Source organism: Thermaerobacter composti (assembly GCF_033582035.1).
GTDB lineage: Bacteria > Bacillota > Sulfobacillia > Thermaerobacterales > Thermaerobacteraceae > Thermaerobacter > Thermaerobacter composti.
Window position 1 is genome coordinate 1,580,028 of the sequence record NZ_CP132508.1, and the last position, 21,846, is coordinate 1,601,873.

The following is a 21,846-nucleotide window of genomic DNA, read 5'->3' on the forward strand; positions in this document are numbered from 1 at the left end:
TCCCCCTCAGAAGACGTGGCGGGTCGACCAGTGCGGCCCCACCACCAGGTAGTTGAAGAGGATGACGGCGAAGCCGACCAGCGAAAGGTACGCCAGTCGGCGCCCCCGCCACCCCGCCACGGCGCGCAGGGTCAGGAGCAGACCGTAGAACAGCCAGGCGGCCAGGCTGGCGATCACCTTGCCGTCGCTGGCCCAGCGGTCGTCCCACAGCTGCCCGGCCGAGAGGGTCCCGCTGGCCAGCGCCAGGGTGAGCAGGGCGAAGCCGCTGCCGATCAGCCACCAGCAGGCGCGGTCCATCTCCTCCAGGGCGGGGAGGTGGCGGTAGAGGCGGCTGAAGACCTTGCTCCGCAGCTGGCGCTCCTGGAGGAGGTACATGGCCGCCAGCGCCGAGGCGAGGCCGAAGGCGCAATAGCTCAAGAGGGCGATGATGGCGTGGAGCCAGATCCAGGGTGCGCCGAAGGGGTCCCCACCCCCGACCCCGGCGACGGCCGCCGCCGACGCCGCGGGCAGGCCTTCATCGGCCGCCGCCACCGCGCCGGCCCTCCCCGGCCCGCCGACGGCCGCCACCAGCACGAGCAACGCCACCACGGGCGGCAGCATGAAGGCCCCCAGGGCCCGCAGCCCCAGCAGGGACTCCAGCACGAGCCCATTGAGCACCCATCCCCAGCCGAGGAAGAACACCGACCCCTGCGGGCTCAGGAAGGGGACGTGGCCGGTCGCCACCGCGACGGCCAGGAGGCCGGTGTGCACCGCCCACGTGACGCGGGCCAGCCAGCGCGCCGCGGCATCCCGCGCCAGGCTGCCCAGCGCCCAGGCGTACCCGCCTGCGGCGGCCAGGTAGCCGAGGGTCACGGCCACGTATGCCCATCCCAGCCAGCCCTGCACCGGCTCTCACCTGCCGCCCGTCGCGGACCAGCCCCCGCCGGATCACGGCCGTCCGATCCGCGCGTCCGCGCCGCCGGCGGCCGCGCGGGCGCCCGACCGCGGCCACCGGGGATCCGGGGCCTCGCCGCCCGCCGGGGCCATCCGGTGGGGGCCATCCGCCGGCAGGGGCCCATCCGGTGCGTCCCCCGCGGCGTCCGCCTCCCCGCCGGCCCGCGGCGGGGCTTGGCCGTCGCCGGCGGCGGGGGCGTGGGTGCCCGCCCCGCGGCGGCCGCGGGGCGCCGGTTCGTCCAGGGCGAACAGCTCGGTGAAGGCCTCCTCCAGGTACACCGGGCCGCGGCCGCCCGCCACCGCCTCCTTCAGGCGCACCATCGGATCGTTGAGCAGCTTGTTGACGATCAGCCGGGTGAGGCCGTCGATCACCTGGCGGTCGCGCTCGGAGAGATGGGGCAGCTTGCGCAGCGCCCGTTCCAGCTCCTGGCGGCGCATGGCCTCGGCCTTCTCCCGCAGCGAGCGGATCAGCGGAACCACGTTCAAGCTCTGCAGCCACCCCTCGAACTGGCGCACCTCTTCGTCCAGCATCGCCTCGACCCGGCTCGCCTCCTCCCGCCGCAGCCGGAGGTTCGCCTCCACCACCGCCTCCAGGTCGTCGATGTCGTAGAGGAAGACGCCGTCCAAGCGTCCGGCCGCCGCCTCGACGTCCCGCGGCACGGCGATGTCCACCAGCAGGAGGGGGCGACCCCGCCGGCGCCGCATGGCCTCCCGCACCATGGCGGCGGTGATCAGCGGGCGGGCGGATCCGGTGGAGGCGATCACCACGTCGCACTCGACCAGGGCCTCGGCCAGCCGCTCCAAGGGCAGCGCCCGTCCTCCATAGGCCGCGGCCAGCTGCCGACCGCGCTCCACGGTCCGGTTCGCCACCACCAGCCGGCAGCCGCCGTCCTCCGCCAGGCTGCGGGCGGCCAGCTCCGCCGTCTCCCCCGCACCCACCAGCAGGACGGCCCGCCCCTCCAGCTTGCCGAACACCTTGCGGGCCAGCTCGACGGCGACGTAGCTGACGGACACCGCGTGCTGACCGATGGCCGTCTCCGTGCGCGCCCGCTTGCCCGCCGCCAGGGCCTGCTGGAACAGGCCGTGCAGCACCTTGCCACAGGTGCCGGCGGACGCGGCCGCGTGGTAGGCGTCCCGCACCTGACCCAGGATCTGGCTCTCCCCGAGCACCATGGAGTCCAGGCCCGCCGCGACGCGGAACAGGTGGCGGGCGGCGGCCGCGTCTTCCCGCAGGTAGAGGTAGGCCTCCAGCTGCTCGCGCTCCATGCCCGCCCAGCGGGCCAGGGTCTCCTGCACCTGGCGGATCCCCTGGCCGTGGTGCTCCGCCGCGGCGTAGACCTCCACCCGGTTGCAGGTGGAGAGGAGCACCACCTCGTCCACGGCCGGGCGGGCCACCAGCTCCCGCAGCGCGGCCGTGGCCGCCTCCGCGTCGACCGCCAGCCGTTCCCGCACGGCGACCGGGGCCGTGCGGTGGTTCATCCCGACGAGAATCACGCCCATCGGACCCTCACGTCCCCGCGGGCCGCCGCCCCTCGTGGAGGCAGACGATGCCTGCCGACATCCGCCAGAACCGCACGCCCTCCAGGCCCGCCGCCGCCATGCGGGCGGCGAGCTCCTCCGCCCCCGGGAAGCCCCGCACCGACTGGGGCAGCCACGCGTAGGGGGCCGGTCCCGGCCCCCGCCAGCGGCGGGCCGCCCATCGCCCCATGGCCGGCACCACCCGCTCGAAGTACCAGCGGAAGGGCACCCGCACCCAGGGCCACGGGCTGTGGGAGAGCTCGAGCAGCAGCACCCGTCCCCCCGGCCGCGCGACCCGGACCATCTCCGCCAGGGCGCGGTCCAGGTCGGCCACGTTGCGCAGCGCGAACCCCATGGTCACCAGGTCGAAGCCACCGTCCGGGAAGGGCATGGCCAGGGCGTCGCCCTGCACCAGCCGGACCCGAGCCGCGAGGCCCGCCTCCTCCAGGCGGCGACGGGCGACGGCCAGCATGCCCGGCGAGAAGTCCAGCCCGGTCACGTGCCCCGACGGCCCCACCCGGCGCGCCAAGAGGGCGGTGATCTCCCCGGTGCCGCAGGCCACGTCCAGCACCCGGGCCCCCTCCAGGGGCAGCTCCTCCAGGCGCCGGGCCAGCCGCCACTTCCAGTACCGCCACTGGCCCAGGGTCATGAGCCGGTTCATCCGGTCGTAGCCGGGCGCGATGGTGTCGAAGAGCTGGCGGATGTAGGCGGCCTTCTCCGTCCCTGGTCCCGGGGCGGCGCCGAAAGCCCCCATGGCGGTCCCTTCCTCCTGGGTGGTGCGTCCCGCGCCGGGACGACCGGCACCCTCCCGCGCCGGCTCGGCCCGGGCCCGTCTCATGGGGCCGCGCTAGCGCAGGACCTCGCGCACCAGGTCGGCCACCTGCCAGGGCAGCGCGGCGACCCGGGCCCCCGCCGCCTCCAGGGCCTCGACCTTGCTCTGGTAGGTCCCCCGGCCCCGCTCGATGATGGCCCCCGCGTGCCCCATGCGCTTGCCGGGCGGTGCGTGCTTGCCGGCCAGGTAGGCGACCACGGGCTTGGACATGCCCTTGATGTACTCGGCGGCCTCCTCCTCCGCGGTGCCGCCGATCTCGCCCACCAGGACCACCGCCTCCGTCTCCTTGTCCTGCTCGAACAGCTTCAGCACGTCGATGAAGGAGAGCCCCACCACCCGGTCGCCGCCCATGCCGACCACGGTGGACTGACCGAACCCGGCGTGGGAGAGGGAGGCGGCGATCTCGTAGGAAAGGGTACCACTGCGGGCGACGATGCCCACCCGGCCGGGAGTGTAGATGGCATTGGGCATGATCCCGATCTTGGACTTGCCGGGCGAGATCACCCCGAAGGTGTTGGGGCCGACCACCGTGGCGCCCTTGAGCCGGGCCCGCGCCATGATCTCCATGGCGTCGTGCAGCGGCACGTGCTCGGTGATCACCACCACCAGCTTGATCCCGGCGTCCAGCGCCTCCAGGACCGCGTCCTTGGCGAAGGGCGCGGGCACGAAGACCACCGAGGCGGTGGCCCCGTGCTTCTCCACCGCCGCCTCCACCGTGTCGTACACGGGCACGCCCCGGACCTCCTGGCCCTCCTTGCCCGGCGAGACGCCCGCCACCACGCGGGTGCCGTAGTCCAGCATCTGGCCGGTGTGGAAGCTGCCCTGGTGGCCGGTGATGCCCTGCACCACCACCCGGGTGCGCTCGTCGATCAGGATCGCCATCTACCGCTCCCCTCCCCGCCGGGCCAGCTCGACCGCCTTGCGGGCGGCCTCGCCCATGTCCCGGAAGGCCTCGATGCCGTGCTCCCGGAGGATCGCCACGCCCTTGTCCTCGTTGGTGCCCACCAGCCGCACCACCAGCGGCACCGGGATGCCCTGCTGCTCCTTGACGGTGACGATGGCGTTGGCCACGTCGTCGCAGCGCGTGATGCCGCCGAAGATGTTGACGAAGATGACCTTGGGCCTCGTGGACACCAGCACCGCCATGGCCTTGGCCATGGGCTCCACCGCCGCGCCGCCGCCGGCGTCGAGGAAGTTCATCGCCCGCCCGCCGTACTCGGCCAGCACGTCGATGGTCGCCATGGTGATGCCGGCGCCGTTGGCCATGACGGCGATGTCACCGTCCAGCTCCACGTAGGAGAGCCCGATCTCCCGCACCCGCCGCTCCAGCTCCGTGGCCTCGCTGACCTCGGGCAGGTCCGGGTGGCGGAACCGGGCGTCGTCGTCGACGTTGAGCCGGCCGTCGGCGGCGATCAGCCGGTCGCCGGCGATCACCAGGGGGTTGATCTCTACCAGCTCGGCGTCGTAGTCGCGGAAGATCCCGTACAGCCGCGTCAGGATCTCGACGAACTGGCGGGCGACGGCACCCTCGAGCCCGAGCCGCCGGGCGATGCCGCGGGCGAAGTAGGGGTACACCCCCAGGGTGATGTCCACGGGCCGCTTGACGATGTCCTTCTCCGGGACCTCCTCGATGTTCACGCCGCCGTGCAGCGACGCGATGACCAGCGGTGCCTTGCGGCCGGTGTCCACGGCGATGCCCAGGTACAGCTCGCGGTCGATGGACAGCTTCTCCTCGACCAGCACCCGCTCGACGCGGTGGCCCCGCACCTCCTGGCCGAGCAGCCCGGCCGCCACCTCGCGGGCCGCGGCGGGCGTGTCGGCGAACCGGATGCCGCCGGCCTTGCCGCGCCCTCCGGCCAGGACCTGCGACTTGACGGCCACCGGCCCGCCGATCTCCGCGGCCACCGCGGCCGCCTCGTCGGGGGAGGCCGCCACCCGGCCCCGCGGCGTGGGGATGCCCCGCGCCCGGAAGACCTCCTTGGCCATGTACTCGAAGAACTTCAACGACGCTCACCTCACTGGGCGGTATTGGACGAACCGGCCAGGCGGGCGCGCACCGCCTCGACCCGGCGGGCCGTCGCGCGCCCCACCTCGGCGGGATCCCGGGGGCGCCGGGCCACGCCGCTGGCGGTGGCCGCCGCGGCCACCGCGGCGGCCACCGCCGGGGCCACCCGGGGGTCGCCGGCCGCGGGGATGATGTAGTCCGGCGCGAGCCGGTCCGGTTCGACCAGATCGGCGATGGCCCGCGCCGCCGCCAGCTTCATCGCCTTGTTGACCTCCCGGGCCCGCACGTCCAGGGCGCCGCGGAACACGCCGGGGAAGGCCAGCACGTTGTTGATCTGGTTGGGGAAGTCCGAGCGCCCCGTGCAGACCACCCGCGCCCCCGCGGCCGCCGCCGCGTCGGGGAAGATCTCCGGCGTCGGGTTGGCCATCGCCATGACGATGGCGTCAGGCGCCATGCTGCGCACCATGCTGGGCGTGACCGCCCCGGCCCGGGAGAGGCCGATGAACACGTCGGCCCCCTCCATCACGTCGGCCAGCTGCCCCTTGCGGCCGGCGGGGTTGCTGCGCTCCGCGATCCGCTGCTTGTACGGGTTCATCCCGTAGGGCCGGCCGGGGTAGAGGGCGCCGCGGCTGTCGCACAGCACCAGGTCGCGGGCGCCCAGATCCAGCAGCAACTGGCTGGTGGCGATGCCCGCGGCGCCCGCCCCGTTGACCACGATGCGCACGCGGTCCAGCTCCTTGCCCACCACCCGCAGGGCGTTGATCAGCGCCGCCGCGGTGACGATGGCCGTCCCGTGCTGGTCGTCGTGGAACACCGGGATGTCCAGCTCGGCCCGCAGCCGCGCCTCCACCTCGAAGCAGCGGGGGGCGGCGATGTCCTCCAGGTTGATGCCGCCGAAGCTCGGCGCCAGGGCGCGGACCACCTCGACGATCCGGCCCACCTCGCGGGCCTCGATGCACAGCGGCACCGCGTCGACGGCCGCGTACAGCTTGAAGAGGATCGCCTTGCCCTCCATCACGGGCAGGGCGGCCGCCGGACCGATGTCGCCGAGGCCCAGGACGGCGGAGCCGTCGGACACCACGGCCACCAGGTTGCCGCGGGCGGTGAGCTCGAAGGCCTCGTCGGGGTCGGCGGCGATCAGCCGGCACGGCTCGGCCACGCCGGGGGTGTAGGCCAGGCTCAGGTCGCGGCTGTCCCGCAGGGGCACCTTGCTGGCGATCTCGATCTTGCCGCGGGCCCGCCGGTGCAGGGCGACGGCCTCGGCGCGCAGGGCGTCGTCCCGCGCCGCCTCGTCCGCGGGGTCGGCACCGGCCCACCGCCCGGCGCCGACGCCGGCCGGCCCCTCGCCGCGGTCGCCGGATGCGCCAGCCTGCGGCACGCCGCGGGTCTCGTCGTGATGCTCACCCGCTCCGGCCACCGCGTGGCATCGCCTCCTCCACCGCCCCGCCCCGGCCCGCCGGGTCGCGCCCGGCGGGCCGGGGCGGGGGCACGCCTCCTCCCTCAGAGGTCCAGCTTGGCCAAGGTCTCGCGGACGTCCGCCGCCGAACGGGCGAAGGCCGCCCGCTCCTCGTCGGTGAGCTCGATCTCCAGGATCCGTTCGATGCCCTGGCCGCCGAGCACCACGGGCACGCCCATGAAGATGCCCGACTCGCCATATTCTCCCTCGAGATAGGCCGAGACCGGCAGCACCCGCTTCCGGTCGCGCAGGATCGCCTCGACCATCTCCGCCATCGCCGCCCCCGGGGCGAAGAAGGCCGAGCCCGTCTTCAGCAGGCGGACGATCTCGGCCCCGCCGTCCCGGGTCCGCCGGACCAGCTCGTCGATCTTCTCCGGCGGCAGCAGCTGCGTGATCGGGATGCCGCCGACGTGGGTGTAGCGCGGCAGCGGCACCATGGAGTCGCCGTGGCCGCCCAGCACCAGGGCGTGGACGTCCTCGAAGGAGACGCCCAGCTCCAGGGCGATGAAGGTGCGGAAGCGGGCGGAGTCCAGGATGCCGGACTGGCCCATCACGCGATGCTTGGGGAAGCCGGTGACCTTGTAGGCCACGTAGCACATGACGTCCAGCGGGTTCGTCAACACGATCAGGTAGGCATCGGGCGCGTAGCGGGCCACCTGGGCGGCGATGTCGCGGACGATGCCGGTGTTGACGTTGACCAGGTCGTCGCGGCTCATGCCGGGCTTGCGGGCGGCGCCGGCGGTGATGACCACCACCGCGGACCCGGCGATGTCGGCGTAGTCGTTGGAGCCGGTCAGGATCGTGTCGAAGCCCTCCACCGGGGCCGCCTGCATCAGGTCCAGCGCCTTGCCCTGCGGCATGCCCTCGACCACATCGACCAGGACGATGTCGGCCACCTGCTTGGTGGCCAGCCAGTGGGCCAGGGCGGCACCGGTGTTGCCCGCCCCGATGATGCTGACCTTGGGTCGCCTCAACCTAGCCTCCCCCTCCGTCGATGGACTTCGCCGGTGGGCCGGTGGTCCCACCCGTCACGAGCCGACGCCCGGCGGGCGCGGACCCGGCCCGCGGCCGGCGGCGCGCTGGCGGCCCAGCTCCCGCTCCAGCTCCCCCACCTTGCGCATGAGGCGCCCCACGTAGGCGAAGAGCAGCGCCAGGGCCGCCGTGTAGGCCCAAAACAAATAGATCAGCAGCCGTTGGTCGAGTTCGGGGGTGATCGGTGGCACGCCTAGCCCTCCTCGGTCTGGGCCCGCGCCCGCCGGTGGATCTCCTCGGCCAAGCGGCCGATGCGCACCCGCTGGCTCAACAGGAGGAAGAACAGCAGGGTGAAGGCGAGGACGGCGGACTGCAGCGCCAGGCGCATGGCGGGGTCGAGGCGCATATCCCCGCCCTGGCGCAGGACGGGGTGGATGGAGGTCCACCACACCGACGACATGTACACGATGGGCACGTTGAGGAAGCCCGCGATCCCCAGCACCGCCGCGTACCGGCCCCGGCTCGCCGGTTCGTCCACCGCCGCCCGGATCAGCAGGTAGCCCACGTACAGGAACCAGAGGATCAGCGTGGTGGTCAGCTTGGGGTCCCAGGTCCACCACACGCCCCACACCGCCCGGGCCCACAGCGAACCCATCACCAGGGTGATGGTGGTGAAGAGCACCCCCAGCTCGGCGGCCGCCGCGGCCAGCCGGTCCCACCGCGCCTGGGGCCGCCTCAGGTACGCGAGGGAGGCGACGAAGACGAGGGCGAAGGCCAGGAAGCCCACCCATGCCGTCGCCACGTGGAAGTAGAAGATGCGGTGGACGTTGCCCATCACCCGTTCGGGGGGTGCGTAGCGAAGGGCCATGTACAGCGCCCCGACCAGGGCCGCGTAGGTGATCAGCAGGAAGCCTGCCGCCCGGCGTGACATGGCTCGCCTCCTAGCGGGCTACCACATAGTCGAACAGCAGGGCGCCGGCGACCAGGAACATGGTATCATACACCGCCAGCCCTCGAAACCAAAGGGCCGCCTGTTCGGGAGACCCCGCCAGGGCCGCCCCGGCCGCCTGGACCGCCCCCAGGAGCACCGGGGCGGTCAGGGGGAAGAGCAGCACCGGCAGCAGCGCCTCGCGCCCCCGCACCGAGGCGGTCAACGCACCCAGGAGCGTGCCGACGGCCGCCAAGCCCGCCGTCCCCAGCCCCATGGCCAGGACGAACCCGGCCCAGTGGGGCGCCCCCTGGTACCCCAGCCAGGCGAGGACGACGGGCACCAGCGCCAGCTCCAAGAGCAGCAGCTGCGCCCCCTGGGAGGCGACCCGGGCCAGGTAGAGCAGGCTGCGGTCCACCGGCGCCAGCAGCAACCCCTCCAGCGTGCCGCGGTCGGCCTCCTGGGCGAAGCTGCGGCCGAACAGCAGCACCGCGGCGAAGTAGAAGGCCACCCACAACAGGCCCCCCATGAGGGGCGACAGCCGGTTGCGGTTGGGATCGAGGGCGAAGGCCAGGGACAGGCCCACCAGCAGGACGAAGGTCGCCAGCCCGAGCAGGCCCTCCCGGCGCCGCCACTCCTGGCGCCAGTCGCGGCCCATCAGGGCCGCCACGGCGCCCCACGCGGCTCGCACCGAAGGCCACGGGACCCCCGGGACGGGCCCTGGCCCTTCCGCGGGGGCCGGATCCGCCCGCGACCCGGCGGGAGGGACCGGTCCACCCGGGCGCCGGGCCGCCCGCGCCGCCCCCCTACCCCCCGCCTCTGGGGCGGCGGGGTCCCCCGCGGCGACCGGCTCGTCGACCTCCGCACCCGCGGCCGCCGCCCTTCCCCCGATCTCGTCGGCCTGGCCGCGCGCCCGGCGGCAGGGTGGCGGCCCTTCGGCGGCACCGCCCGCCCTCGAGCCCCCTTCCGGGCCGACGTCCGCCGACGCCCCCCCTGCCTCCAGCCACCCCTCCAGCGCCGACCAGTCCACCGACGTCGCCGCGGCCGCTCGGCCGCGGCCGCCGCCCAGCAGCAAGACCCGATCGGCCAGGCGGGCGGCGCGGTCCACGTCGTGGAGGACGACCACGGCGGTCCCGCCCGACGCGCGGTGCTCCTGCAGCAACCCCTCCAAGAGGCGGGCCGCGCCGGCGTCCAGGCCGGTGAAGGGCTCGTCCCACAACCAGAGGATCGGCCGGTGCATCAGGCACCGGGCCACCTCCAGGCGCTGGGCCAGCCCCCGGGAGAGCCACCCCGCCGGCCGATGGGCGACCGCGTCGAGCCCCAGCCGCTCCAGCAGGGCCGCCGCCCGCCGCCGGGCGGCGGCGGCCTCGATGCCGTACAGCCGTCCGAAGAAGACCAGGTTCTCCAGGGCCGACAGGTCGGGATGGCTCAGGGGGCGGTGCCCCACGTACCCGATCAGGTGCCGCCCCGCCGGGGCCGACGGGGATGCGGCGCGTCCGGCCACCCACACCTCCCCGCCGTCGGGCAGGAGCAGACCGGCCACCACCCGGAGGAGGGTGGTCTTGCCGGAGCCGTTCGGCCCCATCACCACGCCGATCTCGCCGGGGCCCACCCGCCAGCTCACGTCGCGGAAGACCACCTGCTCCCCGAACCGCCGCGCGAGTCCCCGCAGCTCCAGGGCACCGCCACGGGAAGCCCCCTCCGCGGCGCTCCCGGCGGGCACCAGAGCTCGAGCCGGCTCGCCGAGGCGCCCGCCCGCCCGACCGACCCGCCGCCCCCGGGCCGCCAGCTGGGCCGCAGGCGACGGCGACCTCACCCCGGGGTCACCTCCCGTGCGTCCCCTCGCGCATCGTCCCGGCGGTCGAGGACGGCGGTCGGCCCCCCGGCGGAGCGGCCGCCGCCGGCGCCATGGGCCGCGGCCGACGCCCGACCCTCCGCCGGGCGCCGCACCTCCGTCCACCGGTCCGCGCGGGGGCCGCCCCCTTCCGCGGCCGAACGGTCCGCCGCGCCCCGTCCCGATGCCGCCCACCAGCGCCGGGTGGCGACCACCGCCGCCGCCACCAGCCGGCGCCGCTCCGCCTCGTACGCACCGGTCGGGATCTCGCCCTGGGCATGGGCACGGTCCAGCTCCACGATGGCCTGGATCAGGGCCCGGCGCCGGCGCTCCCACCGGCCGGGGCTCCGCATCCAACGGACCGCGGCGACCCCCCCGGCGGCCAGCAGCACGGCCCCGAACCCTAGCGCCCAAGGGGCAACCTGCCGGCCGGGACCGGGCGCCGGGCGAAGGCCGGGAGGCCCGCCGCCCCCTGGCGCCGCCGCGCCCGGGGGGGCAAGGGTCAGCCGGTAGCCCCCCGCGGGGAGCGGCCCGGCGGCGAAGGCCGCCAGGTCCATGCCGGGCAGGCCCACCGCATCCCCCGCCACGGTGCCCGCCGGGCGCATGCCCTCACCCCGGACCTCCAGCTGATCCGCCACCGTCAGGACCACCAGCCGCTCGACGGGCGCAGGCAACACCAGCTCCAGGTGGCCCGGGGTGCCCTCCGGGTCCGCCAAGAGGACGTAGGCATAGTCCCGCGCTCCCTCGCGGCGGGACGGCGCCGGATCGACGAGGCGGCCGTCCTCCCACCGGAGGCCCTCCGGCAACGGCTCCGCGGGCTGGCCTCCAGCGATTGCCGGCAGGATGCGCGGTCCCGGCGCGGTCGGTGGCGCCGACGGGCGGGACGACGTCCCGGAGCCCGTGCCGGCGGTGGGACCTCCGCCGCTGCCGCCCGCCGCATGGCCGCCCTCCGCGCCTCCGCGCCACCGGGCGAGGAACAAGACGGCCATCCCCCGCCCCTCCGGGTCGGGCCGCAGCACCAGGGTGATCCGCTCCCATGGCGCCGCCCCGCCGTCCGACCCCTGGGCCCCGGCGGGGGCCGGCGACCCCGCCAGGATGCACGCGCCGAGGACCACCGCCGCCAGCGCCCGCTGCCACCGGCGGCCGGCGGCGTCCCGCGGCCGGCTGCGCCGTCCCATCCCCCGCCCGCCCGGTGCCCCGCGGCCCCAGGGGGGAGCAGGGCGAACCCCGATCCCGCCGGTCATCGGGCCGCCTCGGCACGCGCCGCCTCGTACTTGGACGGGCACATCACCATGACGCGATCGGCCACCAGCGTGTCCCCCTCGAGGCGTCCCTCGACCACCACGTCGACGCCGTCCTGCAGGAGATCCGGCTTGACGCCCTTGTAGACCACGGGGAGCGGACGGCCCGAGTCGCCGGCCATCGCGAAGGCCAGGGTGACGTCGTGGACGGACCAGGCCACCGTACCGGGTGCGACCCGGCCGTGCACCCGGACGAACCGCCCCTCCAGCTGGTCGGCGCGCCCCAGGGCTTGATCGACGGACAGGTAGTACGTCTTCGCGCTCTGAAAGCCCATTAGCGAGAGGTAGGCGATGCCGGCCAGGACCACCAGCACGGCCAGCCCCACCTTCACGCGCGCGGACACCGCCGTCACCGCCCTCGACAGGTCTTGCCACGGCCACCCGATTATAGCCCCAGCCGCCGTCTGCGAAACAACCGGTCGGTCACCCGAGCCGCCGGCTTGGTCCGGGCGTCCCGGGAGCGCAGCCTTGCGGCCAGCTGGGGCCGTGTCGGACGCGGTCTCGGCGCCCCGTACCCGTTCACGACCGTCCCCGGCGCCCTCATTCCTCCAGGTGCAGGGCGTGGACCTGGACGGTCTCGGTCACGCGGTAGACATGGCTCAGGGCCAGGGCCCGGCCGTGGATCCGGTAGTGGACCCGGACCCGGACGGCGCCGTCCACGGCGAAGGTGCCCGGTCGCCGCCAGCGCACGGAGAAGACGGGCCCCGGATCGTAGTCCACCTCCACCCGTTCCGTGAAGGGCGGGTTCTGGATCTCGGCGCGGAGACGATAGGTCGCCGGCCGCCCGACCACCCAGCGGCGGGGACCCTCCAGCGCCAGCTGGACCCGCGGCGCCTCGGGAGCGGCCGCCGGGAAGAGCCGCCACCGCGCCAGCTCCTGGGCGGCGGCCAGGACCGCGTCGTCGGCCAGGCCGGGGATCGCCGCCCCCACGGCCCGGGCGGCGGCGTCGGCGGGTGGCACCGTCACGTGCCAACGGTAGCGGATCAGGGGACGCCCCGTCCCGTCGTAGGAGATGGCCTCCACCGCGTAGCTCCCGGCGCCGGGGAAGCGATGGGGTTGCTGGACGATGGCGTGGTTCGGGTTCGGGTCGACCCACTGCGTCCCGTCGCCGAAGTCCCACCGCCAGAGGACGTGCCCGCGCTCGAGGGGCTGCCAGTGGGTGGTGCGACGGGTCGGCAACGTCACCTCGATGGCCGGGATCCCCGGGGGCAACTGGACGACCCCGTGGGTCGCCGAGGGCAGCGGCGGCGGCTCGCGCCGCGAGCGTGCGGCGTTCCCGCCCCCCCGCCCGCCGCGCCCCGCGCCGTCCGGCGCGGGCGGGCTCCACCGCGGACGCTCCACCGCGTCGGGTGGCTGCAGCAACCCTCCGAGCGCCGCCCCCGGCTCGTCCCCCAACGGGTCCGCGCCCGGCACCCAGTTGGGCGGTGGCGGGAGCCCGCGGCCTACGGGGACCCCGCCGGCCGGTGGCCCCGCTGCGTCGCCGTCTTCCCACACGACGCGCCACGTCAGGGCCCCCGGGTTGGAGGCGGTGGTGTCGCCACCGGCCTCGCCGGCAGGCCGCCCCGCGGCGGGTTCGTCCGGTTGGCCGATGGGTCCGGCATCGCCTCCCTCGCCGCCGAAGCGCACCTCCGTCAACGGCGGATCGGCCGGAACGGTGAAGACCCACAGCGAACCCTCCCGGCGCCCGGGCAGCCGGTACCAGTTGCCGGCGGCGTCGCGGCCGGCGGCCCAGGCGGCCGCCGGCGGCTCTCCCCCAACCGTCCCGATCTCCAGGCGCCAACGACCGGTCGTCGACACCGCCGTCCGCTGTCCAGCCGGCACCGCGAACCCCGCGGCGGTCGCGTCGACGGCGGTGCGCTCCCCGGTGCCCCCGGCAGCCAGGGCCGGGACCGCGCCGGCCGCGACCACCGCGGACATGGTCGGCCCTGCCCGCGGACCGCCGAGGTCGAGGAGGCCGGCGAGGCCGGCGATCATGGCCAGGACGCGGAGCCTGGCAACGCCTCGCGCGGGGTCCGCGCCCGCGGTGCGCATCCCCACCACCCCCGGGTCGGCTCCCGCGGGAGGGGTGGCCCTGGGGGTCGGCCCACCCCCGCGGCACCCGTCCCGCATCGGTCGACCCAAATCATACCAGATACAATCCATGAAATGGAATATCCAGTCTATAGATCGATCCCGGAGGGCCGTCCTCGGGGTCCTCGCCGGAGGCCCGGCGCCGCCGAAGCCGCCGGGGGGTGCTCGCCGGGATCGCCGGCGCTCCCTCCGGCGAGTCGCGGGCATCGCTTGGGGCTGCGCAGGCAGGGGTTGAGAACAGGTCGCAGGCGCCTTGCGGGAGCGGCGATCCCCTCACCGCCGGCGGGGGAGGGGCGAGGGGATCGCGGTCCGGAGGGGATGGCGAGAGGTCGTTCACTCCTCGAGATGGCGGGCGACGAACCCGGCCGCCGTCTCCGCCAGCTTGAGCTCCAGGGTGCCGGTGTCCCGCCCCGCCTCCCGCGAGGCGATGATCACCGTCCCCACGGGGTCGCCGCCCACCACGATGGGGGCGATGACCTCGCTGGCGAAGGGACAGGGCTTGTCGTCGTCGGCGCCCACCAAGGGGCCCGGGTGCCGGTGCCGGTCGGCGGTGAAGTGCAGGATCTGCCGCTGATCCATGGCCTGGTAGACCACCGATCCGATGGGCTTGCCCACGAACTCCTTGGGCGGGGCGCCGGCCACGGTCACCACCTGGTCGCGGTCAGTCACCATGGCGATCAGACCCGAGGCCTCGGCCAGGGATTCGGCGATGCCGCGGACCATGTCCTCGAGATCGGCGATGGCCGAGTACTTCTTGAGGATGACCTCGCCGCCCTTGTCGACGAAGATCTCCAGGGGGTCCCCATCGCGGATGTTCATGCTGCGGCGGATCTCGATGGGGATGACGATCCGCCCCAGGTCGTCGATGCGCCGCACCACCCCAGTGGCCTTCATGACGTCACCTCTTCTGCCCCGTGGTGTGGACGACCCCGGCCGGGGGCCCGGTCCGCGTTGCGCGTCCGCGGCGCATCCCGTGCAACCGTGGCAGTTCCACCATGGTCGCGCCAGCCGGTCCGCACCCGCCCGTCGCGCCGGCGTCCCGCCGGCGGCCCATCCGGCGGCAGCGCACACCGGCGGTGCATCCTGCGGCGGCGCGCGACGTCCCAGGAACCCGGCGACCGGCCGGGACCGGTGCCCTGCGCGAACGGCGGTCCGGGCACCCGCGAAGGGGAGCCGGCACCGGTGCCGTTAGTATGCAGTGGCGCGCGCGGCGCCTATTCGAGCCACCAGGGATGGTAGGCGGTGCACCAAATGCAGAGGAGGCGGCGGAGCCGCCTCCCCTGGGCGGGGTCACGAGCGCCTCGGCACCCGTTGGGATGGGAACCCGTGACCCTCGCCGTCCATACGTTGTCCCGGCGGGTCGGACGCCAAACCGGAAACTGCTGGCACGGGCGGCGGTCCGCCCGCGCGCCGCGGGCCGCCGTGGGCGGCCCGGTGGCCGCCGGCTGCCCCTCAGTCGACGGCCGCGGCGGGCCCCAGGTAGGCTCGGACCAGCGCCTCGACCACGCGGATGCGGTCGAGCCGCTGGGCCAGGACCCGCGCCCCGCGATGGGCGGTGATGTAGGCCGGCTCGCCCGTCACCAGGAAGTGGGCCAACTGGCGCGCCGGGTCGTAGCCCCGTTCGCGAAGCGCGGCCAGGATCGCCTCGAGGATCCGCCGCTCCTCCGCGTCCAGCTCCGCCGCGGCGGCCAGGGGCAGGACCGGCAGCTGCCGGGTCCCCTCCACCGGCGTCGGCGGATGGGCGGCGTCCAGGTCGCGCGACCGGTGCCCCGGCGGCCGCGTCTCCAACGGGCTCCGCGCCGTCGACCCCGGGCCCCACGGCTCACGCGCCGCCGCGTGCTGGTCGGCGCCCTCACCCCCGCGACCGGGCCCTTGCCCGCCGGCGCCCGGAGCGCCGCCGGCACCGTCGGCGGCCGGTCGACCGGACCCGTCGCCCCGGCCCGGGGCGGCCTGGCAGCCGCCCTCGTCGCGCTTCATCACGGCACGCCTCCCGCCGGTTCCTCCGCGTCCCCGAGGGTCAGAGCAGCATCTCGCCCGACTTGGGGAAGTACCCGGAGGCGATCAGCGCGTCCATGATCTTGTGGACCTCCGCGAACATCGGCTCCACGTCGGGTTCGTCGCTGCAGTCGACCTGCCACACGTAGACGGCGTACGCCTCGTGCACCGCCACCCGGCCGTCGGGCAGCACGGAGATGACGAACTTGACCTCCGGGATGTTGTCGTGCTCGATGTTCTCGAACAGGATCTGCTTGATCGAGTTGGCCAGCGGCGGGACCTGCTCGGCCGACGGCACGTCGAACACGTAGCGGATCTCGACGTCGACCGTCAGGTCCGGCTCCGTCTCCTTGTGGGTGCAGTCGTCCTCCTCTGCATGATACAGCCCGCAACTGCCCCCGTAGACCGTCTCCGCCGTCAGCACCGAGTCCCAGGTGAAGCTGATCTCCGCCCGGACCCGGTGCGGCGGCTCGTCCCCTTCGGGGACGCACACGAAAAGGCAGTGGCGGTCCATGGTCTGCGTCTCCACGTGATGCTCGACGCGCCGGATCTCGAGACCGGCCGCCTCCGCCGCGTCGAACAGCACGTCGCACAAATCCTCGTAGCGCAACATCGGCGGTGCCCCTTCCCGAGTTGGCGACTCCCCAAGGCACGAAGCCCCGGGCGGCGCCCCGCCCCGGGCTCCATCAACCAACTATAATAGATCAGCGCGGATGGGGGCAGCTAGGCCTGGAAGCGGCAGGCCGCGCCGCGGGCCGTGGACCCCGTGCCCTCCCGGGACCCGCGCGTCAACGGCCCGCCGGGGGCCGCCAGGGCCTCCCGGCGAGGGGGAGCAGCGCCAGCAGCACGAGGAAGGGCGCGCAGCCCCACAGCAGCAGGGGGTTGCCGACGAGCCGCGGGTCCCCCGCGCTGGCGGCGCCGGCGCCAAAGGCCGGCACGTCCAGCACGCCGAGGGAGACGGCATTCCCCACGACGAAGGCGCCCAGCGCGCCGACGACGGCGAGCGCGGCCCCGAGGAAGCCCCGCCCCCGGGACAGGTCCTCCTCCGGCAGGACGTCCGTCCAGAGCAGCCCCCACCGCTTGACGCGCTCGTAGAGGAAGCGCAGCAGCACCGGGCCCAGCACCGCCGGGAAGAGGAAGTTGTTGAGGGTGATCACGTTCCCCAGGACCGCGAAGGGCAGGAGGCGGAGGACCTCCAGGCCCCAGGCGATGACCGTGGCGCAGGCGATGGCGCTGATCAGGGTCAGCACGATGAACTCCACCACCTGCCGGGGATTGCGCATGGTGGGCTCTTCCCGGCTGCTGAGGGGGCCGAGCCAGCCCCAGAGGGCCCACGGGATGAGTCCGAGGAAGAAGTTGCCGACGAACCCGAACAGACTGCCGGGACCGAAGGTGCCGCCCACCATGTCCCCGATCAGGTTGCCCACGGCGGTCCCCCACGCCGCCGCGGGGCCGAAGAGCAGCGAGAGGACGGGCGGCAACACCTGGGCCACCCGGATCTCGGTGATGCCGGGGATCAGCGGGAAGGGCTTGAAGGGGATGAGCACGGCCGCGTAGAGGCCGGCGGAGAGCGCCGCGCCGTCAAGGCGATCATCCGCGAGTGCCGCCACATGGTGACCAGTTCCCTCACCGCCATCGCCCTCCTTCCGGCCGGGGAACGGGCTGGGCCGCTGGGTCGCCGCCGGTTCCCGGCCCCTCTCGGTCTTGGGGGCGCCCCTCAGTCCAGCGGACTGCCGCCCCCGACGAGCCCATAGAGCGCCGCCAGGATCGCCACCAGCGAGAGGACGGTGCCGACCCAGTCGGCCGGGCGGTAGCGCAGCTCCAGGTACTGGGTGCGCCGCGGCCGCGCCCCGAAGCCGCGGGCCTCCAAGGCCATGGCGAGCTGGTTGGTCGACCGCAGCGAACCCGCCAGCAGGGCACGACCAGCGGGAGGTGCTTGCGCATCCGCTGCAGCGGGTTGCCGGCGTCCAGGTCGTGGCCGCGGGCCCGCTGCGCCTCGGCGACCGCCACGGCGGAGGCCACGAAGGTGGGGACCAGGCGCAGGGCCGCCGACAGCGCGAAGGCGAAGGGGTACGGCAGACCCCAACGGAGCAGGCCGGCGACCAGCTCCTCGTTGCGGGTCGTCGCCAGGAAGAGGGCGGACGCGATCACCATGCTGCAGAGCCGGAGGCCGGCGGCCAACCCGAAGAGCCCGGCCTCACCCGCGCCGGCCCCCCACCCGTCCGCGCGGCCGACGCCGACGAGGGACCAGAGGACCGGCGGGAAGAGCAGCACGGTGACGGCCAGGAAGCGCACGCGCCGCAGGGCGGGCCCCGTCCGCGAGGCCACGGCGAGCCCCAGCAGCAGGACGAGCAGGCCCGCCAGCACACCCGGGCTGGCCGCGGCCACGGCCACGAGCAACACGGCCACCAGCGCCAGCAGCTTCGTCCGCGGGTCGAGCCGGTGCAGCAGGCTGTCGCCGGGCACGTACAGGTACGGGCTCACCGGTTGCCCACCTCCTGGGCGGCCGGCCGCGGGCCGCGCGGGCGCAGGGCGAGCATCCACTCGTCCACCGTCAGCAGGGGGACGCCCAATCGGTTGGCCATCCGCACCAGCTGGGGGGGCCGCAGGTCGGCGCGGCCCAGCTCCGCCTCCCGGGCGAGGACCGCGCGGGTCGGGCCGTCCAGGAGGATGCGCCCGTCCTGGACCACCACCGTGCGGTGCGCGTAGCGGGCCACCACGTCCATGGCGTGGGTGACCATGATCACCGTGTGCCCGGCGTCGTTGAGGCGCTGGACCAGGTCCATCATCCGCTCCCGCTCCAGGTGATCCAGGCCGGTGGTCGGTTCGTCCAGGATCAAGACGGGCGGGCGCAGGGCCAACACCGAGGCCACCGCCACCCGCTGGCGCTCGCCGCGGGTCATGCGGAAGGGGTCGTCGCCCTCGCGGCCCTCGAGCCCGACGGCCGCCAGGGCCTCGGCCACGCGCGTCCGCACCTCGCGCTCGGACAGTCCCTGGTTGCGCAGCCCGAAGGCCACCTCGTCGAAGACCGTCTCCGCGAAGAGCTGGTGATCGGGGTTCTGGAACACGTAGCCGACCGTGCGCGAGAGCTCCCGCAGGCTGCGCTGCGCGACGGACGAACCGGCCACCCGCACCTCGCCGGCCGTCGGTCGCAACAGACCGGCCAGGTGCTTGACCAGGGTGGTCTTGCCGCTGCCATTGGGGCCGACGACGGCCACGAACTCCCCCGCCCGCACGGTGAGGTTCACGCCGCGCAGGGCCGTGCGGCCGCCCGGGTAGCGATGCTCGAGATCGCGCACCTCGAGGATGACGGGACCGTAGCGGCTGGCGCGCTCCGCGTCCCGCTGCCGGAGACGCTCCAGGGCCTCCGGCTCCACGCACCAGCCTGCCGCGGTGAGCGCCTCCACCGCGGCCCGTTCGTCCAGCTCGGGGCGCAGCCCGAGCCGTTCCAGCAGGACGGCGGCGCCCGGCGGTTGCACCCCCATCCCCTCGAGCCACGCGGCCCGGGTGAGCACCTGGTCGGGCGGTCCGTCGGCCACCACGCGCCCCTCCTGCAGCACGACGACGCGATCGGCGGTGAGCGCCTGCTCCACCTCGTGTTCGGCCACCAGCACCGTCACGTCGCCCGCCCGCAGGCGCCGCGCCACGGCCAGCACCTCCTGCTTGCCCACCGGGTCCAGGTCCGTGATGGGTTCGTCCATCACCAGCAGCCGCGGCTGCAGGGCGAGGGCGGCCGCGACGGCGAGTCGCTGCTTCTGCCCGCCGGACAGGCTCGCCGGCTCCCGGTCCTCGTAGCCGGCCAGCCCGACCGCCTCCAGGGCTTCCGCCACCCGCCGGCGGAGCTCCGCGGCCGGCACGCAGAAGCTCTCGGGTCCGAAGGCGACTTCCAGGGCCACACTCGTTGCGAACAGCTGTCCTTCGAAGTCCTGGAAGACGAAGCCGACGTCTTCCGCCCACTCGCAGACCCGCCGGCGACGGGTGGAGACGCCGTCGATCCGCACCTCCCCGCGCATCTCGCCACGGAAGAAGTGGGGCACCAGGCCGTTGAGGCAGTAGCAGAGGGTGGACTTGCCGGCGCCGCTGGCACCGAGGACGACGGTGAACTCACCGGGACGCAACCCGAGGTCGACGTCGACCAGCGCCGGCCGGCTCTGGCCCCGATAGGTGAACGTCACACCCCGCAGCTGAGCGGTGGCTGCCGCCATTCGGATGACCGCCCCCGTCCGGCCGTCCGCGTCGTCCGGCGGATCCCTGGGGACGCCGGGAGGTCGGCGATGCCGGCCCCTCGATCGCCCCCATCTATGAATGAATACCCTCCCGTGAAGGGAGTCAACGGGAGAAATGCCGAACTTTTTGAGACAATTGTCAAAATAATATTCGATCCTGCGTTCCACAAGTGCGAGATGCCGTCCCATCCGCGAAATGTGTCCAATTTGATCGTGTTAGTGTGGATTTGGACCCGAGCATAGCGCGGGGCCTGCGCGCCGTCAACGGCGGCCCCGAAGGCCGCGACGGGGCCGGCCCGCCCCGCCCGGGGACCCCGGCCGGGTGTCGAGGCCGGCCGACCCCGGCGGGTCGGCCGGTTCGTCCCGAGGAGCGCGGCGTGGCCCACGGGAGGCGGGTCGATATAATACAACTGCTGGCAGGGGGCGCCCAGGTCGTGCCGCCCTGGCGGCAAGGAGGGTTCCCATGGCCACCGCAACCGAAGGGGACGCCCGTCGGCCCGTGTACCTGGACAACGCCGCCACCACCCGGGCGCGGCCCGAGGTGGTCGACGCCGTCGTCACCGCCCTCCAGGAGCGGTTCGGCAACCCCGCGTCGATCCACACCGCCGGCCTCGAGGCGGAGCGGCTGGTCAAGGAGGCCCGCTCCGTGCTGGCAGCGGCCCTGGAGGTGCCCGCCGACGACCTCTACTTCACCTCCGGCGGCACCGAGGCCAACAACTGGGCGCTGCGGGGCGTCCTGGCCGCCTACGCCCGCCGCGGGCGGCACCTGGTGACCACGGCCATCGAGCACTCGTCGATCCTGAGCACGGCGCGCCGGCTGGAGGCGGAAGGCCATCGCGTCACCATCGTGCCCGTGGACCGGCAGGGCCGCGTGGACCCGGAACGGGTCGCCGCGGCGGTCGCCGACGACACCGTCCTGGTCAGCATCATGCTGGTCAACAACGAGATCGGGTCGATCCAGCCCGTCGCCGACATCGTCCGGGCGGTGCGGGCCCGACGGCCCGACGTGCTGGTCCACGTCGACGCGGTCCAGGCCTTCGGCAAGCTGCCCGTGAAGCCCAGGGCATGGGGTGTGGACCTCGTCACCGTCAGCGCCCACAAGATCCATGGTCCCAAGGGCACGGGTGCCCTCTACGTGCGGCGCGGCGTCCGCATCCAGCCCCTGCTGGTGGGCGGCGAGCAGGAGGGCGGCCTGCGCCCCGGGACCCACAACGTCCCCGGCATCGCGGGATTCGGCGTGGCGGCGCGGCTGATCCTCGCCGAACAGCCGGAGCTGAGCCGCCGGATGCACGCGCTCAAGCTGCGGCTGGTCCAGCGGGTGCAGGCCGAGATCCCCGACGTGTACGTCAACGGTCCCGATCCGGACGAGGGCGCGCCCCACATCGTCAACCTCTCCGTGGTGGGGGCACGGGGCGAGGTGCTGGTCCACGCCCTGGCGCAGCGGGGGGTGTACGTCTCGACGGGCTCGGCGTGCACGTCCCGGCGCACGGCCCCCAGTCACGTCCTGCAGGCGCTGGGACTCCCCCCCGAGCGGCTGGACTCCGCCCTGCGCATCAGCCTCAGCCGCGAGACCACGGAGGAGGACGTGGAACGGTTCGTCGCCGCCCTGAAGGAGGCGGCGGCGGAGGTCCGGGCCGTGGCCGCCGTCCGCGGCCGGCGCTGACGGTCCCCGACGCCCCCGGGGCCCGCGGCGTGCTGGGGCACCGGCCCCGTCCTTCGGCGGCCGGGAGGCGACCGGGGAAGGCGCCGCCGGGGACCGCAGCGGGCGGGGCCGCG

Annotated in this window: 20 protein-coding genes; 1 reads left to right on the top strand and 19 read right to left on the bottom strand. The window is 74.7% G+C overall.

Translation table 11 applies throughout. The features are described from left to right. Positions 1–6: 6 nt before the first annotated feature. The 19 genes from Q5761_RS06440 to Q5761_RS06530 all read right to left on the bottom strand — a co-directional run bounded on the left by Q5761_RS06440 (position 7) and on the right by Q5761_RS06530 (position 20,049). Positions 7–858, bottom strand: coding sequence for an inner membrane protein YpjD (locus tag Q5761_RS06440; protein ID WP_318749947.1), 852 nt, complete (start codon positions 856–858; stop codon positions 7–9). Between the two features lie 69 nt (positions 859–927). After that, a complete protein-coding gene (gene hemA, locus Q5761_RS06445) occupies positions 928–2,433 on the bottom strand; it encodes a glutamyl-tRNA reductase (RefSeq protein ID WP_318749948.1) in 1,506 nt (501 codons plus the stop codon). 7 nt (positions 2,434–2,440) lie between these two features. Then, on the bottom strand, positions 2,441–3,205 hold the full coding sequence (locus tag Q5761_RS06450; RefSeq protein ID WP_318749949.1) for a class I SAM-dependent methyltransferase: 765 nt from the start codon (positions 3,203–3,205) through the stop codon (positions 2,441–2,443). Between the two features lie 93 nt (positions 3,206–3,298). Beyond that, positions 3,299–4,165, bottom strand: a complete 867-nt coding sequence (gene sucD / locus Q5761_RS06455; protein ID WP_135225526.1) for a succinate--CoA ligase subunit alpha — start codon at positions 4,163–4,165, stop codon at positions 3,299–3,301. Continuing rightward, entirely contained in the window at positions 4,166–5,287 is a 1,122-nt protein-coding gene (gene sucC, locus Q5761_RS06460) for an ADP-forming succinate--CoA ligase subunit beta (RefSeq protein WP_135225527.1), read from the bottom strand. It abuts the gene before it with no gap. 11 nt (positions 5,288–5,298) lie between these two features. Continuing rightward, positions 5,299–6,558: an NADP-dependent malic enzyme gene (locus Q5761_RS06465; protein WP_318751625.1), complete on the bottom strand. Its 1,260-nt coding sequence runs from the start codon at positions 6,556–6,558 to the stop codon at positions 5,299–5,301. A gap of 230 nt (positions 6,559–6,788) precedes the next feature. Next, complete coding sequence (mdh, locus tag Q5761_RS06470; RefSeq protein ID WP_135225528.1) at positions 6,789–7,718, bottom strand: malate dehydrogenase; 930 nt, start codon at positions 7,716–7,718, stop codon at positions 6,789–6,791. Positions 7,719–7,772: 54 nt separating this feature from the next. Next, on the bottom strand, positions 7,773–7,967 hold the full coding sequence (locus tag Q5761_RS06475) for a CcmD family protein (protein WP_135225529.1): 195 nt from the start codon (positions 7,965–7,967) through the stop codon (positions 7,773–7,775). Between the two features lie 2 nt (positions 7,968–7,969). Further along, positions 7,970–8,647 (bottom strand): cytochrome c biogenesis protein, encoded by a 678-nt coding sequence (locus Q5761_RS06480; RefSeq protein WP_318749950.1) that lies wholly within the window; start codon positions 8,645–8,647, stop codon positions 7,970–7,972. Between the two features lie 10 nt (positions 8,648–8,657). Continuing rightward, entirely contained in the window at positions 8,658–10,460 is a 1,803-nt protein-coding gene (gene ccmA / locus Q5761_RS06485) for a heme ABC exporter ATP-binding protein CcmA (protein ID WP_318749951.1), read from the bottom strand. Next, positions 10,457–11,656, bottom strand: coding sequence for a hypothetical protein (locus Q5761_RS06490; RefSeq protein ID WP_318749952.1), 1,200 nt, complete (start codon positions 11,654–11,656; stop codon positions 10,457–10,459). The genes ccmA and Q5761_RS06490 overlap by 4 nt, the downstream gene beginning before the upstream one ends. Before the next feature lie 62 nt (positions 11,657–11,718). Next, positions 11,719–12,123: a cytochrome c maturation protein CcmE gene (locus tag Q5761_RS06495; protein WP_318749953.1), complete on the bottom strand. Its 405-nt coding sequence runs from the start codon at positions 12,121–12,123 to the stop codon at positions 11,719–11,721. A gap of 196 nt (positions 12,124–12,319) precedes the next feature. Beyond that, positions 12,320–13,696 (bottom strand): PKD domain-containing protein, encoded by a 1,377-nt coding sequence (locus Q5761_RS06500; protein WP_318749954.1) that lies wholly within the window; start codon positions 13,694–13,696, stop codon positions 12,320–12,322. A gap of 486 nt (positions 13,697–14,182) precedes the next feature. Next, on the bottom strand, positions 14,183–14,743 hold the full coding sequence (locus Q5761_RS06505; protein ID WP_135225534.1) for a stage V sporulation T C-terminal domain-containing protein: 561 nt from the start codon (positions 14,741–14,743) through the stop codon (positions 14,183–14,185). Between the two features lie 558 nt (positions 14,744–15,301). Continuing rightward, positions 15,302–15,826: an IreB family regulatory phosphoprotein gene (locus Q5761_RS06510; protein ID WP_318749955.1), complete on the bottom strand. Its 525-nt coding sequence runs from the start codon at positions 15,824–15,826 to the stop codon at positions 15,302–15,304. A 40-nt stretch (positions 15,827–15,866) separates the two neighbouring features. Continuing rightward, complete coding sequence (locus tag Q5761_RS06515) at positions 15,867–16,457, bottom strand: hypothetical protein (RefSeq protein WP_135225536.1); 591 nt, start codon at positions 16,455–16,457, stop codon at positions 15,867–15,869. A 175-nt stretch (positions 16,458–16,632) separates the two neighbouring features. Continuing rightward, positions 16,633–17,454 (bottom strand): QueT transporter family protein, encoded by an 822-nt coding sequence (locus Q5761_RS06520; protein WP_135225537.1) that lies wholly within the window; start codon positions 17,452–17,454, stop codon positions 16,633–16,635. 16 nt (positions 17,455–17,470) lie between these two features. Next, positions 17,471–18,328: an energy-coupling factor transporter transmembrane component T family protein gene (locus Q5761_RS06525; RefSeq protein ID WP_167758910.1), complete on the bottom strand. Its 858-nt coding sequence runs from the start codon at positions 18,326–18,328 to the stop codon at positions 17,471–17,473. Further along, positions 18,325–20,049, bottom strand: coding sequence for an ABC transporter ATP-binding protein (locus tag Q5761_RS06530; protein ID WP_135225538.1), 1,725 nt, complete (start codon positions 20,047–20,049; stop codon positions 18,325–18,327). Before Q5761_RS06530 ends, Q5761_RS06525 begins: the two co-directional genes overlap by 4 nt. Before the next feature lie 484 nt (positions 20,050–20,533). On the opposite strand from Q5761_RS06530, the gene Q5761_RS06535 reads away from it, so the two are divergent. Continuing rightward, positions 20,534–21,733, top strand: a complete 1,200-nt coding sequence (locus tag Q5761_RS06535) for a cysteine desulfurase family protein (protein ID WP_135225539.1) — start codon at positions 20,534–20,536, stop codon at positions 21,731–21,733. Positions 21,734–21,846: the final 113 nt, after the last annotated feature.